This is a genomic window from Tolypothrix sp. VBCCA 56010, assembly GCF_050875635.1.
In the GTDB taxonomy this organism is placed as follows: domain Bacteria; phylum Cyanobacteriota; class Cyanobacteriia; order Cyanobacteriales; family Nostocaceae; genus Hassallia.
Window position 1 is genome coordinate 1 of the sequence record NZ_JBPAOH010000048.1, and the last position, 16,508, is coordinate 16,508.

At 40.1% G+C, this 16,508-nt stretch carries 14 protein-coding genes, 3 pseudogenes and 1 riboswitch; of the genes and pseudogenes, 12 read left to right on the plus strand and 5 right to left on the minus strand.

Features of this window, described 5'->3' with window-relative positions; translation table 11 throughout:
• Window positions 1–694: 694 nt before the first annotated feature.
• Window positions 695–1,225 carry a hypothetical protein gene (locus AABK37_RS17700; RefSeq protein ID WP_432552902.1) on the plus strand — a complete coding sequence of 177 codons (531 nt, stop codon included), beginning with the start codon at window positions 695–697 and terminating at the stop codon, window positions 1,223–1,225.
• A gap of 186 nt (window positions 1,226–1,411) precedes the next feature.
• Here AABK37_RS17700 and AABK37_RS17705 read toward each other — a convergent pair whose 3' ends face one another.
• On the minus strand, window positions 1,412–1,837 hold the full coding sequence (locus AABK37_RS17705; protein ID WP_432552864.1) for a hypothetical protein: 426 nt from the start codon (window positions 1,835–1,837) through the stop codon (window positions 1,412–1,414).
• Between the two features lie 208 nt (window positions 1,838–2,045).
• Window positions 2,046–3,302: an FGGY-family carbohydrate kinase gene (locus tag AABK37_RS17710; RefSeq protein WP_432552865.1), complete on the minus strand. Its 1,257-nt coding sequence runs from the start codon at window positions 3,300–3,302 to the stop codon at window positions 2,046–2,048.
• Between the two features lie 554 nt (window positions 3,303–3,856).
• On the opposite strand from AABK37_RS17710, the gene psaM reads away from it, so the two are divergent.
• From psaM to AABK37_RS17740, 6 genes and pseudogenes are all read left to right on the plus strand, one after another.
• Window positions 3,857–3,955, plus strand: a complete 99-nt coding sequence (gene psaM, locus AABK37_RS17715; protein ID WP_432552866.1) for a photosystem I reaction center subunit XII — start codon at window positions 3,857–3,859, stop codon at window positions 3,953–3,955.
• Window positions 3,956–4,293: 338 nt separating this feature from the next.
• Window positions 4,294–4,701 (plus strand): hypothetical protein, encoded by a 408-nt coding sequence (locus AABK37_RS17720; protein WP_432552867.1) that lies wholly within the window; start codon window positions 4,294–4,296, stop codon window positions 4,699–4,701.
• A gap of 426 nt (window positions 4,702–5,127) precedes the next feature.
• Window positions 5,128–6,156 (plus strand): CobW family GTP-binding protein, encoded by a 1,029-nt coding sequence (locus AABK37_RS17725; protein ID WP_432552868.1) that lies wholly within the window; start codon window positions 5,128–5,130, stop codon window positions 6,154–6,156.
• Window positions 6,157–6,183: 27 nt separating this feature from the next.
• The gene (locus AABK37_RS17730; RefSeq protein WP_432552869.1) at window positions 6,184–7,425 is read left to right on the plus strand and encodes an FAD/NAD(P)-binding protein; all 1,242 of its coding nucleotides are present in this window, start codon (window positions 6,184–6,186) and stop codon (window positions 7,423–7,425) included.
• 30 nt (window positions 7,426–7,455) lie between these two features.
• Window positions 7,456–8,220, plus strand: a pseudogene (locus AABK37_RS17735) (GTP-binding protein).
• A 49-nt stretch (window positions 8,221–8,269) separates the two neighbouring features.
• Window positions 8,270–8,800, plus strand: a pseudogene (locus AABK37_RS17740) (metallophosphatase); the annotation flags it as partial.
• Window positions 8,801–8,832: 32 nt separating this feature from the next.
• Here the strand turns inward: AABK37_RS17740 and AABK37_RS17745 are convergent.
• Both AABK37_RS17745 and AABK37_RS17750 read right to left on the minus strand, forming a co-directional pair.
• Window positions 8,833–9,366 (minus strand): protein-tyrosine phosphatase family protein, encoded by a 534-nt coding sequence (locus AABK37_RS17745; RefSeq protein WP_432552903.1) that lies wholly within the window; start codon window positions 9,364–9,366, stop codon window positions 8,833–8,835.
• Window positions 9,367–9,582: 216 nt separating this feature from the next.
• Complete coding sequence (locus AABK37_RS17750) at window positions 9,583–9,774, minus strand: hypothetical protein (RefSeq protein WP_432552870.1); 192 nt, start codon at window positions 9,772–9,774, stop codon at window positions 9,583–9,585.
• Between the two features lie 295 nt (window positions 9,775–10,069).
• Window positions 10,070–10,218, plus strand: a riboswitch (cobalamin riboswitch).
• A gap of 260 nt (window positions 10,219–10,478) precedes the next feature.
• Between AABK37_RS17750 and AABK37_RS17755 the strand changes: the two genes are divergently transcribed.
• The 4 genes from AABK37_RS17755 (at window position 10,479) to AABK37_RS17770 (ending at window position 15,992) form a co-directional block, all read left to right on the plus strand.
• Entirely contained in the window at window positions 10,479–12,530 is a 2,052-nt protein-coding gene (locus tag AABK37_RS17755) for a TonB-dependent receptor plug domain-containing protein (RefSeq protein WP_432552871.1), read from the plus strand.
• Window positions 12,531–12,651: 121 nt separating this feature from the next.
• Window positions 12,652–13,524 (plus strand): (2Fe-2S) ferredoxin domain-containing protein, encoded by an 873-nt coding sequence (locus AABK37_RS17760; protein ID WP_432552872.1) that lies wholly within the window; start codon window positions 12,652–12,654, stop codon window positions 13,522–13,524.
• A 79-nt stretch (window positions 13,525–13,603) separates the two neighbouring features.
• Window positions 13,604–14,815, plus strand: a complete 1,212-nt coding sequence (locus tag AABK37_RS17765) for an ABC transporter substrate-binding protein (RefSeq protein ID WP_432552873.1) — start codon at window positions 13,604–13,606, stop codon at window positions 14,813–14,815.
• Window positions 14,816–14,966: 151 nt separating this feature from the next.
• Window positions 14,967–15,992 (plus strand): iron chelate uptake ABC transporter family permease subunit, encoded by a 1,026-nt coding sequence (locus AABK37_RS17770; protein WP_432552874.1) that lies wholly within the window; start codon window positions 14,967–14,969, stop codon window positions 15,990–15,992.
• 92 nt (window positions 15,993–16,084) lie between these two features.
• On the opposite strand, the pseudogene AABK37_RS17775 reads toward AABK37_RS17770, so the two are convergent.
• A pseudogene (locus AABK37_RS17775) lies at window positions 16,085–16,211 on the minus strand (manganese ABC transporter ATP-binding protein); the annotation flags it as partial.
• Window positions 16,212–16,261: 50 nt separating this feature from the next.
• Here AABK37_RS17775 and AABK37_RS17780 point away from each other — a divergent pair.
• Window positions 16,262–16,504 (plus strand): metal ABC transporter substrate-binding protein, encoded by a 243-nt coding sequence (locus tag AABK37_RS17780; RefSeq protein ID WP_432552875.1) that lies wholly within the window; start codon window positions 16,262–16,264, stop codon window positions 16,502–16,504.
• The last annotated feature ends 4 nt before the right edge of the window (window positions 16,505–16,508 follow it).

Below are 16,508 nucleotides of genomic sequence, written 5' to 3' on the forward strand. Positions count from 1 at the left end.
TAGTGTTGGTTCTGCCATTTGTCAATACTCGGATTTAACGAAGTGAATAAATCAGTTTTATTTGTTATTCAAGTAAGTGTAAATGTTCCGGTTTTATGTAAATTCGGAACAATTAGTGAGGTGCTGTAATTATTGCTGGGATTACATTAGAGCCATATTTAACTACTAGCTAAATATATAAATATTCCGGTTGAACCAGTGCCAATGGTTAAACCGGAAGTAGTAAAAGGCAAAAAACTTTGAAAAATGATAGACATGGACAGGCGTGTTTACTGTCCAATGATGACTATTCTAAAATTCGCAGGCGAATAAAAAGCAGCAAGTACAAACTACTTTTGGATTTAGCACAGGAACCGGCGAGCGCTGGGGTGCGTTAGTGCAGCTGCGAACGGACGATTGCTATAACCCGGATAAAAGTCCAAAAGATTATATCAACTTTCGCGCCCGCACCCGGAAAGCTACGCCCGACGGAAAGCGAACGACGCGCCAAGTGTCGGTGCACCAAGTACTTTCTGAGTCGTTACGCGCCTAGGAACATGATTTTACATCGCCTTGGATGTTTAGCGATCGCACCGGCGATAAACCTATAACCCTAAGGTGGGCTGACATAATTCTCCGCACGGCCGTCTTTTAAGCCGGTCTTGCAGCTAAAGGCATCTCGACTCACAGCACCAGGAGAAGTTTCATCACCAAGCTGCACCGCAACGGAACTGATTTGTACACCATCAAAAAAATTACTGGACACAAGGATTTTAAGGCTTTGGAGCGTTATGTGGAAATTGAAGCGCGATCGCTCCCTTCACGCGATCGCCGCGTTATGAAACTTTTACTTTTTCACCAGCATCTAGCGACGAGTTCAAACTTAATTGAAGGGCACCTTCTGTTACTCGACTCCGAGTTGACCAGTATCGCCAACACCTACATTGCCACTAGTGGGCTTCCCAATAATCAGCGGTTTGACTGTCTCTCATCTCCAGGCAGAGAACCGATTCCGTCCAATAACGTTATTGGCGTTGACTGCTACATAGTGTCCACCACACCTATATATATGCCTGGTGTTCACGGTGTAGAAGGTAACTTTTACAAAATTAACCCGCATATGGTGACGGTTAATGGCGTGCAGCGCGGGGACTTTGGGATACATTTTGACAGCAATACGCCCGGTAGTAGCGGCTCTATCGACGTCCGGGATGCGATCGCAGACAAAGTCGATGAATCTAGTTAGCTCAAGTGCCGCTTCTTCAGTTGCTTGGGCTAGTTTGCTGACTTTGGAAGCCTCAATAAATGCTATCTCCTGGCTTGGTTCCATAATTTTGGTTGGTTAAAAGGGTATTGGTCATTGGACGCTTCGCGCACTCCTCGATGGCGATCGCACCCATCAAAAAGCCGTCCCTACCGCGCGGGGACGGCTTTATTCAGACCGTTTAGTTTCTTCCTCTAATTGTTCTGATAATTGTTCTAAATTGGTCAAACGTTTATGCAGCTTACCAAGTTTGACTTCCGTCTCTTCTAACTCCTCACGAGTCTGTTTGATCAGCTGCTTAACAGTTCCCCCACTAGTTTCTCTTTTTGACTGGCTAGAGGTAGTTCCCCCTTGCGACGCCATTTTGGATAATTTTAGTGCGTAAGCGCTTGAGTGTGTGCAGAGTGTGCGATCGCGCATATCCGCCAAGGCTGCAAAGCTACTATTTCGGGAATTGGTTAAAGCTCTAGAGTGAAATATTAAGCGAAACTCACTATCAACAACTTCCCGAAAAGGCGATTCAACGCTTGGGTATCCAATTCCATCAGAAAAATCTCTTGGTGCGGATGACTCTGCGAAGTTTGCACTCGTCAATTACGAATCAACACGCTAATATCTTACGCGATTTGGTTTATCAGCGAATTCATCAAGCTGAATAAGGCAAGTAGAAAGATACTCTCGTTCTTTCGTCTCTCGTTCCAGGTGGAACCTGATGCCTCCTGTATGCTAGAGGCAGAGCCTCTGAGAGATGCGTTCCTACGCTCCAGCCTAGGAACGAGTGAAACTCTTAACTTTGCGCCTCTTAACTCTTAATCTCCACTCCCCGCATCGCCAAAAGCGCTGTACCATACGCTGCTTCGGTATTATCAGAACGCACCACTCTAACCTGTAAATACCGTTTCCTAATTGCCGTCCAAGTGTCATTTGCTGCACCACCGCCAGCAGTATAGACACGCTTTAACTTATCTGCTCCAAGCCGCTGTAGTAATTCATACCCTCGATTTTCTATTCGTGCCATACTTTCCAGCAACCCGTGTAAAAATTCTACACGGGTTGCTGGACGCGGTTCCAATCGCGGTGGTAAATTCGGGTCATTAATCGGAAAGCGATCGCCAATTTTCAACAACGGATAATAATCCAACCCGCTTTCTTCTTCTAAATCAATCTCACGACTGTATTTTTCTAACTCAGCATCCGTAAAAAATTGCCGCAACACTGCACCCCCAGTATTGGAAGCACCCCCAGTTAACCACAAATCGCCTAAACGGTGGCTGTAAATTCCATATCGCGCATCTTCCACGCGGGTACGACTCAACAACTTTAACACCAACGTCGAACCCAGAGAAGTCACCGCATCTCCGGGTAATTTTGCACCACTGGCAATAAAAGCGGCAATACTATCAGTTGTACCAGCACGCACTAAACAATTTTTAGGAAAACCGAATTTAGCGGCAATTTCTGGAAGTAATTGAGCGATCGCACTTCCGGGAGTTACTACTTTTGGTAGATGAATTGGTATTTGCAGTTCTTCTAACCATTCTGGGTATCGGAAATTTTCCACGTCATAACCCAACTTCAAAGCGTTGTGGTAATCGGTAATACCCAACTCCCCATGCAATAAAAACGCCAGCCAATCTGCCTGATGCATGAAATATCTAGCTTCTGCGAAAGATGGTTGTAACGACATCCACAGAAGCTTTACCAAGCTGGAAGTAGCGCTTAATACGGTATGATTGGCGGGTGCGACATTTTGCAAGCGTTCCAGCATGACTGCACCCCGCCCATCATTGTACAACAGCGGTGCGTCTACGGGCTTTCCAGCGGCATCGCACAGCATGACGGTAGAGGAAGTTCCATTGATAGCGATCGCCTTTATTTTAAGGCGCAATTCTGAGGGGATTTGTTCTAACAAGGTAAACAAAGCCGTTTGCCAGCAAGTTGTCTTACCTTCATTTGACATAGACCAAGGATACCGCACCTCCCAAAGCATATTGCCTTCAAAGTCAATCACCACACCCCTAGCACCAGAAGTCCCAAAATCTATACCCAGATAAAACATAGATTAATAATTTTTTCTAAAAAAGCTTGACAAATAACCAATGCCCCATGCCCAATGCCCCATACCCAATAATTGCTTTTTGTAACAAGTTATTCCCCAATTTTGGCAAAACAGGGCTAGAAACTGTAACTAAATTGTTGGGCTAGACAATAATGGATGTTTTGTCCAACAGAAAATTTGTTATGATTGTGAGAACGCGAAACAATCGCGAAAAAAATTAAGGCGCTTAGTACTTGTACAAAAGTTTTAAGAGTAGTCCAACCGCAAGCTCGGTGGTCGAGAAACCCCCAGACCTCAATAGGACTGAAAATAACGGAGTAAAGTAGCAAAGTTTCTTGTTCTTCAAGGTAAAATACAATTTGAAATAGGATAAGTTCTATCCGAATTTAAGCCTGTGGACTGGTGAGTGCCGACACTGCCAGATTGAAGCAGGAAGCAATCCGGTCAATGTCTAACACTGTTTAACTTTGTCTAGCTTTGTCCAAGTGTTGTAGAACGGAAAAGTAGTAAACGAACCGATCAAAATTCCGATTCGATTTGGAGGATTCGCTTTTATGCATATATCAGATACTCAAGTCTTCATAGCTCTCGTTGTGGCGCTAATTCCAGGGATTCTGGCTTTGCGTTTAACAACAGAACTTTACAAATCTTAAGCTGCCTGATATTCGGACTGTAAATTAGGGATTAGGAAAAAATAACATAAGTTTTTCATCAATCCCTAATTGCTAATATCCCCATCTGCCATCCCTGGCAAAGTATCAAAAAGCTAATAATCCTGGCAGTACGAAAGCAGTTTCCATCTTGCGGCTTGATACCGTGGATTGTCGGCAACTGACTACTTACGTTTGCCAGGTTTCTTTTTTAACTATTAATACACGTGTAGCAATCTCGAAAAAATGAAGTAATATGACAGCTAAATAAAACCGTAATTAGTCTTGGTTAGATTTGTACGGTCAGTATGACAGCAGAGCGCGAGGTTATTTTTAATACTATGAATGCATTTCAACCTTCCAGACCCCCACTAGAACCTATACAAAAACGTCGGGTTGCTCCAAGACCGCGCCGGCATCTTCGGCAACGCTCGTATCAAGTGATGGCACTGGAAACGACGGTAAAGATAGGGGTTAATGTTGTCATTTCAGTCGCTGCTACATCTGCCTTGGTACAACTTTTGCCTTATCACTGGTTACAGCAAGACAAATTAAGAGAAATTGGCACTGAAGTCAAGTTGATGGAAGGACGTGTCAACGGTTTGCAAGCAGAATTTAGCCGTAACTTCGATCCGCGCGAAAATAAAACTATTATGCAACAACAATCTAATCGATTTGACCCTAACCAGCGTCAGGTCGTGATTATAAATAAAGATGGCTCAGAAGTCGAACAATTACCTGATCGCTAATCACCAACAGCTAATAGTTAATAGCTGTTGGTTTTAAAACTATATAGTTATCATCTATTAGCTGTTAGCTCAATATTATTGCTTTGTTATTATTAAAGATTATTTCGTAAAATTTATTTATTTAGCTAGTATAAATTGCGACATGCATTTCTCAAGATATTTATTCTTTGCATGACGATTCATCCTTCAATTCAGGAATACTCGATTGTCAATGCGATCGCAACGCTTTAGCAATCCCTAGCATAAAGCGATCGCTATTGCCATAAGCATCGCATATTTACATCATTTTACAATTTAGGTTGCATCTAGCGTTTTTTTATATATAATGATAATCGTTATCAAAAAGTAGAGGCGATCGCTTTTGCAACAAGCAATTGATGAACAGAATAATTTTTCTGAATTTAACTAAAAAATCAAGCAGGGAATATGACTAACACAACGATTAAAAGCCAAACTGATACTGAAGTACTCGACATTCCTAAATGGGGAATGCCAGTCACAATTATTACTGGATTTTTAGGAAGTGGTAAAACCACGCTGCTTAACCAAATTCTTAAGAATAAGCATGACTTAAAAGTTGCCGTCCTTGTCAACGAATTTGGGGACATTAATATAGACAGTCAATTGCTCGTATCAATGGATGAAGATATGGTAGAACTGAGCAATGGTTGTATTTGTTGCACAATTAACAATGGTTTAGTTGATGCTGTTTATCGAGTTCTAGAGCGAGAAGATAACATCGATTATTTGGTAATTGAAACTACTGGTATTGCCGATCCACTACCGATTATCTTTACCTTTCTCGGTACAGAACTTCGGGATTTAACTAAACTGGATTCTGTGATAACTGTGGTAGATTCCGAGGCGTTTACCCCGGAACATTACGAAAGTAATGCAGCATTAAAACAAATAACTTATGCAGATGTAATTCTGCTAAATAAAACTGACCTCACAACTCCAGAAAAATTAAAGGAATTAGAAGCTTATATTCAGGACGTTAAAGCAGGAGCGAGAATCCTACATACTAGATACGGTGAAGTAGCGCTACCTTTAATTTTAGATGTGGAGTTGACTCCAATAGATAAGTATACTTCTAAAGTGTCAGAAGATACTCACGAACATCACCATCATGAGCATCATCATCATCATGAGCATCACTCTAATCATTTAGAAAATGATGGATTTGTTTCTGTATCTTTTGAAAGCGATCGCTCTTTTGATATCCACAAATTTCAAACATTTCTCACCGAACATTTGCCAGAAAATGTCTTTCGTGCTAAAGGTCTACTTTGGTTCAGCGACAGTAACTTAAGACATATTTTTCAACTTAGTGGATCGCGTTATCAATTAGATGCAGATGAATGGAAAACTCAGCCGAAAAATCAATTGGTTTTGATAGGCAAGCATCTGAATAATAGCGAAGTTCACTCTTTACTAAACGAATGTTTAGTATAACTTTGTAATGATTATCATTATTGAAAAATGGAAAATACTCCGCCATCCTTACCTATTAAAATTGACTTAGCAATTATCGGTGCTGGTCCTCATGCATTAACATTAGTAACTCACTTGCTGCAAAAGCGACAAAGTATGCAAGGTAAGTTTCTCGTGTTTGACCCTAGTGGTAAGTGGATGAGTCGCTGGAATCAACAATTTGCAGCTTTGGAAATTCCCCATTTGCGATCGCCTGCCGTTCATCATCCCGACCCAAATCATTTCGGCTTGCGTAAATTTGCTGAGAATCGCTCAACTGAATTACACGTACCTTATGATTTACCGGGAACTCAGCTATTTGCAGATTTTTGTCAGGATGTAATTCAGCGCTTTGCATTGCAACAGCAAGTAATTCCCGGTTTGGTAACTCGCATTGAACCTTTGCCTCACCCAATTCATCCTCGCTTGCGTTTGTGGTTGCAAGATGGACAATCAATTATTGCGCGGCGGGTGGTATCGGCAACGAATAGCGCTAAAATTCAGATACCCGATTGGGTAAACCAGATTGAGTCAGCGTATCCTGAAGATAGACTTTGCCACTCAAGTTCAGTGGATTTACGTAATTTAAACTTAACGGGTGAAAAAGTATTAATCGTCGGTGGTGGGTTAACCAGCGGACATTTGGCTGTAGGTGCCATTTCCCGTGGTGCAAAAGTTCACCTGATAATGCGCCGACAGATGCAAGAAAAATTATTCGATGCCGAACCGGGTTGGTTGGGACCGAAGTATCTCAAGGGATTTTTTGCTGAACAAGATTATCAAAAGCGCTTTGACATGATTGTGCAAGCGCGTAACGGTGGTTCCATGACACTAGAAATGGGAATGCAATTGCGGCGACAAGCGCATAGTGGTAATCTGAAGATTGAGGAAAACTGTCAAATTGTCAAAGCTTCATTCCTTGGTGAAAATTGGCGAGTCGAATGCAGTGATGGTAGTCAAGATGAATGCAGTAGAATTTGGCTTTCCACCGGCACTAAATTTGATGCCACATCTGAAGCTTTATTAAAAGAAGTTTTCGCAGCTTACCCAATCAAGATAGTTAATAATTTGCCAGTTTTAGATGAACATTTGCGCGTACCAGCTTGTGAATTATTTCTGATGGGTGGGTTAGCAGCTTTACAAGTCGGACCAACTGCGCGGAATTTATCTGGGGCGAGAATGGCGAGTGAAAAGATTGTACCAGCAATTGTTAAATCAAGTCTCGCACTTTCACACCTGATAAGTGCTTGATTTTATCATAAAAATGATTATCATTATTATATGCTGCCAATAATCACCGTTGTTGCCGGTTCGGTTGGCTGTGGCAAAACTACTTGGATTTCCCAACAGCTGGCTTTAAGAGAGGATGAAAACGTATTATATTTTAGTCCTGGTACTGGCACTGTTCCCATTGACCAGACACGCATCGCTGCTCAATTTCCTAGAGTTAAAGTCTTTAATGACACTCAACAAGCTGAGTTTATCAACCAGCTAGCTTCTTCAGATGCTGTCTATATAGAATTGGGATTTTATTTGGAATTAAGCGCAGTCAAGCAAATTTTAAATGATCTACCGTATCGAGCGATAGCCATCCTACCACCACACCTAAAAGATTCTGAATGGCACTCCTGGGCAGACGAAATTATACCAGGAGTTGATATTCAAACTATGACACCAGGTATATAGCGTTTTTCCTGCACTGGTGAAGTCGTCGAGGAAAACAGTTTAGAAGAGTTTTGGTATGAAATAACACAGGGTGCTTATGGAAAAGTCACCCGCGCTAAAGGCATTTTTAATGTTGATGATGGACGGTATCTCTACGCTGATTTTACTGTTGGTGTTGCCAAAAGTGATTTTGTGGAATTAAATTCACCCCGGCATTTAGAAGGTAGACCACAACGTTTTAGTGGTTTAGAAATTTTTGCAGAAAACTTAGATGAAGTCAACTTCAGGCAAACATTACAAGATTGCTGTTTGTCTGAATCTGCCATTTTATATTACCAAGAACAGGCGAAACAATTACTTACAGAGGAGATTAAAGCGTGAAAATAGCGGTAATATCATGTATTCATGGCAACTATGAAGCCTTTGATAATGTTTAATTTTACACGGTCTTGCTGCTAACGGAGAACCGACTGAGTTGTTAGAGAAATATGGAGGAGAAACGGTAAAATTATTGTGGGAATCTGTTTCTCGTCAGACAGTGCAATGGATTAGAAACTTAGATTTTGGCTTCTTTGAATTCGATTGTTTGTTAATTCACGGAACAAGCGTATCTGTGAGCGAAAAATTAACACCAGAAACTTCGCCAATTATTATGTGCGATCGCCTGTCCCGGATGCAAGCCAATAACTTATTCTGTGGTCGTTCTGGTTTATCTTTTCAATACCAACTACAAGCAGGTTCCATCACCACAGCAGTCACCACCCTCGATAGTCAAGCTTATAATAACACCATAAAAATGACCCCAAGTCAAATTATTGGCGTAGGTAACGTAGGACGCACTCCTGGAGAAGCAACCTACACCCTTTATAACCCAAACGCAAATCAAGTCGAATTCAAAACTGTCCGCTACGGGCAAAGCAAGGGTTTTGCAGTCAACAAAATTAAAGCAGTTTCAAATTAGATAAAGGTAAACGCTGTAAATCCGACAAACACCTAAATAGTGCGACGACAATTATCTAAAAGTGCGTTGAGTTTGCTTTTAACTTTCTGTGGATTTCGACCTATTAGCAAAGCCACAATCACAGCTTCATCAGGATTTCTTCCAGTTTGCTTCACAGCAGCGATCGCATCAAAATTAGATAAACCTCGACTGTAGACTAACCAAGCAGCAAGCACATGTCCCGTGCGTCCAACTCCACCAGAACAATGGACAACTACTTTCTCATTCTGTTGATTGGCGATCGCTAAAAATGGTAAGATTTTCTCAGTCAAAGTTTCCAACTCAGCAAGCTGGAAATCCTCAATTGGTGCCCAACATACTCGCTCCATACCAAATTCAGACTGATATATCTCTAGCAGATTTTCATAACGAGCCAACTGAGAATTAGAAAGCAAACAACAAACTCGTTGAATCCCTTGTTGCTTCATAAAGTTTATCCAATCATAAACTTGCTGCCGAGATTCTCTAGGCTTTGCTGCACCGAATACAATCATCTCATTTTCGTCAGCAGCAGCAAATTTGTACATATTGTGCGTGCGTGCCATCGCTCAGGCTGTTACAAACTCAACTTACAAAAACATATTTTAGATTATTCAATTTTTTGTCTTACCGTAGTTAAAGGTTTTTTCCAGGTTCTAGCTAGCACCAAAAAATATATCCCCTTACTGCACTGATAACTTAGCGGTTAAACCACCAAGATCGGCGGCAGCAAGTAACCTTAGCAAGCACCCAACAAATAACTCTCAAGCGGTCGGGTGCAGCGATTTGTTGTGCGGCTTCAACGGCTGTTTAAGAGGTGTTGAAATGATTTGTCTGCCACTTGCGGCTTGCTTGTGTCGCAAGTCATCACAAATTGCTTTCAAATCGTAGTTGAAAGCCTTAGCGTGTTCTTCTCGAATTTTATAAATTTCTTCGAGCACTTCATCCTTCCACATAAACGGTTTCACTCATGCACGGTTAAGCGTTTGACTTTTGTATCTTATTCGAGCGATCGCCAGCTTCTACTCAGAACAACAACCAAAAAATATCTAACGAAAACGATTATCATTAGATATTGATAACAATCATTATCAAATCCCATTTGATTTTGACAAAGAAGTAGCTTTAATGCTCAAATAACATCCTTAATTTTAGTAAGAATCTTTCTTATTAAGTCAGGCTGGAGAATTTTAGCGATCGCCAAATATTAAAAAATGTAATGTAAATGTTAATAAAATGGTAAAAGTGGTAAGCTACTTTGATGCGATCGGTTCTGATGGAGAACAGCCATCAGACGCAAGGGGGAAAGTTCGGTGTAAATCCGGCACTGTCCCGCAACTGTGATGAGACGTGGAATCTAGTCTCCGAGTCAGAATGCCCGCCGATAGTAACATTAAACACCCATCTGCGAGGTACGGATGATACGTCAGAATTTTTGATTTGCAAGCTACAGATATAAATTCCAATTCATATATTACTTTCAATCAAATACTGTTTTGATTTGTTAAGAATTCTTCTCATTAGTTATTTAGTGTCTTGGTAATTTTGCTTTGAAAGCATTAAGACACTAACAGTCTTTATCGTCATAAGTCTGTTTTCGAGAAAGCAGATTTAAATTTTGTTTGCGGAATAAACGAATTAACTCACAGCGACAAGTCTTATGTATACTTTTCGTGCAAGTGTTTATTGGGAATTTTTATTAATTATAAAATTGATAGCTATATCTACAATATTCAATGCGGGAAAGGTTTCTGCACAGAATACCCCATCAAATGAAATACCGACACCGGAAAAAGAAGCAGACATTGAATTAAACGTCATCGACAAACTACTGAATCAACCAGTCTTCTCTCCCTTCCGTACTGAAGGGACAGTGAAAGACTCAACCCGTCCTGTGTACGTAATTACAGGTGAAGAAATCGAAGCGCAAGGAGCGAGAAATGTCCGAGAAGCGATACGATTTCTTCCCGGAGTTCTTCCTGATGGAACTACTGGTACGGAAGTTCAAGCATTAAGCGGTCAATTCATTCGCGGTTCTAACAGCAGTCAAGTCTTGATTCTGTTAGATGGTAAACCGATTAACAACCTGGGTTCCGGTGGGTTTGACTTGTCAGAAATTCCCAGCAATATCATCGAACGCATAGAAGTATTACCGGGTGGTGGTTCTACCTTGTATGGTTCCGGTGCGATCGGTGGGGTAATCAATATCATCACCCGTCGTCCGACAGACAAACCCACTACTGAAGTCAAGGTAACTGCTGGTGCTTATGGATTGAATCAGCAGAGTATCCAAACTACCGGAAAAGCTGGAAATCTGGGATATTCTATCGGGTACAACCGCACTCAAGCTGAATATAATTATCCTTATTCCATTCCCGAAGCAAATTTTGAGGGAACAAGAAAGAATAATGATGTTCTTGCTAACAACTTCAACGTCAAACTCCAAGCAGATTTAGGTAAACGCAATACCCTGACATTTTCCGCGCTTTATTTGGGTAAAGAACAGGGAGTTCCCGGAGGTGTCCCCATTCCCCTGCCTAGATTTGGTCAGGGATATTTTAACAGCTTGACTGATAATAATCGCAAATACACCGACCAAGTACTCACAGATTTAACTTGGAATTCTAAACTTGGACAAGGTGAAGATTCGTTACTTACCGCCAAATTTTACGCTGATTTTCTCAACAGTAAATTTGAGAATCTGACATTACCAGCTTCATCCCAAAGGAGGTTTGATAATCAGCAAGATTCCTATGGAGTTCAAGTCAACCATAACTGGAAATTTGCCAGAAATCAAACTTTAACTTATGGTTTTGATTATCGCAGCGTTGCCGCAAAAAATAGCACCTTCAATTATTCCACAAATCTCAACAGCATTACTTACGACGATAGTATTGAACAAGGTGCAATATTTGCTCGTTATGAAATAGATTTAACGCCAAGTTTTAGTCTTAACTTTGGTTTGCGACAAGATTTTAACAGCTTAACTAACGGTTCATTTACCTCACCATCTGTCGGTACAAAACTTGCACTTTCTGATTCTACTACCATCCGCGCTAACTATATTAGAAATTTTCAAGCACCCAACCTTTTCAACTTATACGCAAACGGTGGTACTTACGTAGGCAATCCCAATCTTAAACCGGAAAAAGGTGATAGTTACGATATTGGAATTGACCAAAAATTAGGTGAATTTGGATTGTTGCGTTTGACTTATTTCAACAACACCATCTCTGACTTAATTGCTTATAACTCCGCAGTTACCGTAGCGACTTACGAAAATATTGGCTTAGTTCGCACACAAGGAATTGAAGCTTCATTAAATCTCCAATTAGTCAATAATATCTACGCATTTGTGAATTATACGGCAAATGACCCCCGGATTCTCGAAAGTACAAATTCTGCGGAGGAAGATAAAGAATTAAGATTTGCCGGTGCAGATAGTATCAACGCGGGTATTTCCTATGAGAATTATAAAGGTTTATATGCAGGGTTCCTCATGCACTCATTAGGTGCATATCCGACGAATAATACCAATACTGAATCACTACCGGGGTACACAACATTTGATATAAAATTGCGAATACCTTTGAGCGAGCAATTAATAATTAATGGTAGCGTAGATAATATCTTTGACCAAAGATATCAGTTATTTGCCGGGTATCCTGATGCGGGGAGAGTTTTTCAAGTCGGATTGAACTGGAAATTTTAAGTTTTTTGCACTTGTTGTAATCTTTGGTCAAAAAATATGTAAAACTAGTTACAAAAACTCCGCGTTCCTTTGCGCTTACCTTAGCGTCCCTCTGCGTTTAAATTTCCTCCTTGAAAAAATCATGAATGAATTCAAAACTTGGGTAACACCATTAAATCGCATCATCACTGAAACTACTTTGACTGGCTGGAAAATTGAATACGAACACTTTGATTGCAATAGTGATACTCTCGCTTGTTTACTTTACACCTTATTCCAAGAAAATTGGCATCAAGTAGGGTTAGGACATATCGAACAAGGTAGCGTATTAGAATTAGAATTTCACGAAGCACCAAAAAAATGCGTTCTTTACGATGGATATCTGACAATCATCGCTAATGATTGGCACTTTCATTTATGTATTGAAGAAAATTTCGGTGGTCCTAATTCGGAAACACCTATAGAACTACGACAACAACGTTTAATTAATAAAGGTGCATTTTATCGTCGTCTTAATCCTGAAGGAACACCAAAAACATGGGGAATTCAACTTTGGAATGGTGCGGGGGAACAAGCGATGACAATTTTCTTACCCAATCCTTACGTTGAAGATGAAAATCTCTTACCTGAAGGGAAAGCTAATTTTACTAAATTAGAACTTTATAACGAACTTCGAGACATTTATGTATTAGGTAAAAAATCGATACCATTTGCTAAAAATCCCCTCAAATGTCCTTATATTGCAGTTTGTACTTCCGGACGCTGCTATCCTTCCCGAAATTGGCAACCTATATTTGAAGCGTTAAAATCAGCAGTAACCAAAGCAAAGTTAGATATTGATGTGAGAACTTCTGGTTGTTTAGAAGTTTGTAAACTTGGTCCTGTAGTTTATCATTCAGTTGATAGAACTTGGTACACTTGCGTTAAACCAGAGGTAGCAGAAAGAATTGTTAATGAACATTTAGTTCAAGGTAATAAAGTTACTCAACATATATATCCATCAGACTCGGTTTAGGAATTATCTCACGCAAAGTTTCCTCAACTTTTAGTGTTGAAAGCGGGAGAAATTTTTACTTAGTACATTCTTTCATATAATGACTTTAAAAATTCGCCTAGGTCAATGGAGCATCTTTTTTTCTTTAATTTTCTGTGTAGCTACTTTCATCGTCTCCTGTAACAATATAATCAATCCTCCTGAGAAATTAGCAGATGCAAAAACTTGCCTGCAAAACTATAATCCAAATACTGATTACTTCCCGAATAAGTTGACAGTGAATTACGCCACGGGTTTTACTGTAGAATATCAGAAAAACTATAAAGTTATCACCGTAAAAAATCCTTGGCGCGATGCTAAAACGAGTTTTCAATATGTTTTAGTGCAATGTGGGACACCTGTACCAACAGGGTTTGATAAAAGTCAAATAATTACTGTCCCCGTAAATTCGGCTATCTCGCTTTCCACAACTCATTTACCTCACTTTGCTAAATTAGGAATAGCCGATAAACTACTTGCTGTCAGCGATACTAAAAAAGTGAATACACAAGCAGTAGTTGAAAATATCAAAGCAGGAAAAATCGTTGAAGTCGAGAGTAATGGTAACTTGAATATTGAGCGAGTTTTAGAACTTAACCCTGATGTAGTAATAACATATGGTACAGGGAACCCTCAAATAGATAGTCATCCCAAATTGTTAGAAGCGGGTTTAAAAGTAGCCATAAATGCAGAATATATGGAAACTTCTCCGTTGGGACATGCGGAATGGTTAAAGTTTACGGCTTTATTGTTTAATAAAGATGAGATTGCAGAGAAAATTTTTCAGGAGACATCGCAAAAATACAAAGCTGTAGCTGCAAAAGTAAAATCTCTCAAAAAACGTCCCACCGTCTTTACTGGATTTAACTTTAAAGGGACTTGGTATGCACCAGGATGTAAAAGTTATGCTGCCAAATATTTCACTGATGCAGGTGCTGATTATCTTTGTGTAGATAATTCTTCTGGTAGTATACCTTTATCGTTTGAAGATGTATTTGCACGCGCTATCAAGGCAGATTATTGGTTAAATGTTAGTCAGTCATGGCAAAGTTTAAAAGATGCAATAAGCGAAGATAATCGCTATGGAGAATTCAACGCGGTTAAAAAGGGTAATGTTTATAATAATAACCTTCGCGTGAATTATAATGGGGGTAATGACTATTGGGAAAGTGGAACTAGTAACCCCGATGTAGTTTTATCCGATTTAGTCAAAATTATGCATCCAGAACTATTACCAAATCATCAACTAATTTATTACCAAAAGCTGAAGTAACTTTCTTTAGGACTTGGGCATAAGAATGAAAAAACGAACCGCGTTCGCACAGCGTCTCCGACAGGAGAAGGTACGAAGAAGACGTTCGCGCAGCGTCTCCGTAAGGAGAAGGAAAGAGGGTTACAAATGTTTTTTGCGTAAGTCCTATTTTATGCCTGTAATATTCCTCAGTTTAACTAGCATATTAATTCTTGCTTTTCTACTCGATATTGCCTTTGGTTCCGTGCAAATTCCTATCAAAGAAGTCATCACCATCTTACTTGGTGGAGAATCTTCCCAACCCACCTGGACAAATATTATCCTCAAATTTCGTTTACCTAAAGCATTAACTGCAACCTGTTCTGGTGCTGCTTTAGGTGTCAGCGGTTTACAAATGCAAACATTATTTAGAAATCCATTAGCAGGACCATTCATATTAGGAATTAGTTCTGGTGCTTCCTTGGGAGTCGCTTTAGTTCTCCTCACCGTTAGCGCAACTGGTGGAGGTTTATTATTCAAAAATTCCGGGATACTCGGTGATTTAAGTTTAGTAATAGCTGCTTCTTTTGGTGCTGCTGTCGTGTTGGGAATGGTGTTAATTGTCTCGCAGCGGGTATCAGATACAATGACGTTATTAATTTTAGGATTATTATTTGGTTACGCAACTTCCGCCATTGTGAACATCTTACTAAATTTTAGCGATCGCACTCAAATTCAAAGCTACTTAATCTGGACTTTTGGTAGTTTTTCCGGTGTCACTTGGAGACAATTAACAATCCTTATACCCATAATCATTTTCGGTTTATTAATAGCATTATTGCTATCTAAACCCTTGAATGTTCTAATTTTAGGCGATACCCATGCTCTCACTCTCGGTTTAACTGTCCAACAAGCACGATTCTGGATTATTACCAGTGCCTCTATCTTAGCAGGAGCGATTACCGCTTTTTGCGGTCCTGTGGCATTTTTGGGTGTAGCTGTTCCTCACCTGTGTCGCAGTCTATTAAATACTTTAGACCATCGGGTGTTGGTTCCAGCAGTCACAATTATGGGTGCAATTTTAGCATTAATTGCAGATTTACTAACGCAATTTCCCGGAAGTCAAACAGTTTTACCTTTGAATTCGGTTACTGCTTTAATTGGTACACCAGTGGTAACGTGGGTGATTTTGCATCGTAATTCGCGATCGCACTTGTGATTTATATAAGTTTTAAGAAAGCAAATTATCAGAAGACCATTAATGGTGCGTTAAACTTCGTTATAACGCACCCTACTAAGTTCTTGCGATTTCAGTTCGTTAAAAACTTCAAAAATTATCGCTTCAGTTTTTTTGTCAACTCCGACAAATGGCTCATCAAAAAAGAATCAAGGAAGCTTGCTCAACAAGCGATCGCCCTAAAAATATTCGTTGCTGCTGTCAAGAACGATAACTCCCCAATTTGACGCTAGCAGCACTCCTTAAGTGGATTGGTAAAAGATATCAAAAAAGTCGGTGTACCAACGATTTTTGCGGAAACAACGATTAATCCCAAGCTAATTACAGCGGTAGCCAAAAACGCGAATGTTAAGGTTTTACCACAAGAACTGTTTGCCGATGGTTTGGGGGAAAAGGGCAGTGAGGGCGAAACTTACCAAAAAATGCTTATTTCCAATACCCAAACGATTGTTGAGGGTAGGGGAGGCAAATACACCCCGTTTGCAGCGAAGTAATTTG

Excerpts from the sequence above, each read along its gene's own strand:
- AABK37_RS17750 (WP_432552870.1), bottom strand. The coding sequence starts at position 9,774 with ATGTGGAAGGATGAAGTGCTCGAAGAAATTTATAAAATTCGAGAAGAA.
- AABK37_RS17710 (WP_432552865.1), bottom strand. The coding sequence starts at position 3,302 with ATGTTTTATCTGGGTATAGATTTTGGGACTTCTGGTGCTAGGGGTGTG.
- AABK37_RS17760 (WP_432552872.1), top strand. The coding sequence starts at position 12,652 with ATGAATGAATTCAAAACTTGGGTAACACCATTAAATCGCATCATCACT.
- AABK37_RS17765 (WP_432552873.1), top strand. The coding sequence starts at position 13,604 with ATGACTTTAAAAATTCGCCTAGGTCAATGGAGCATCTTTTTTTCTTTA.
- AABK37_RS17730 (WP_432552869.1), top strand. The coding sequence starts at position 6,184 with ATGGAAAATACTCCGCCATCCTTACCTATTAAAATTGACTTAGCAATT.
- psaM (WP_432552866.1), top strand. The coding sequence starts at position 3,857 with ATGCATATATCAGATACTCAAGTCTTCATAGCTCTCGTTGTGGCGCTA.
- AABK37_RS17755 (WP_432552871.1), top strand. The coding sequence starts at position 10,479 with ATGTATACTTTTCGTGCAAGTGTTTATTGGGAATTTTTATTAATTATA.
- AABK37_RS17770 (WP_432552874.1), top strand. The coding sequence starts at position 14,967 with ATGCCTGTAATATTCCTCAGTTTAACTAGCATATTAATTCTTGCTTTT.
- AABK37_RS17720 (WP_432552867.1), top strand. The coding sequence starts at position 4,294 with ATGAATGCATTTCAACCTTCCAGACCCCCACTAGAACCTATACAAAAA.
- AABK37_RS17725 (WP_432552868.1), top strand. The coding sequence starts at position 5,128 with ATGACTAACACAACGATTAAAAGCCAAACTGATACTGAAGTACTCGAC.
- AABK37_RS17745 (WP_432552903.1), bottom strand. The coding sequence starts at position 9,366 with ATGTACAAATTTGCTGCTGCTGACGAAAATGAGATGATTGTATTCGGT.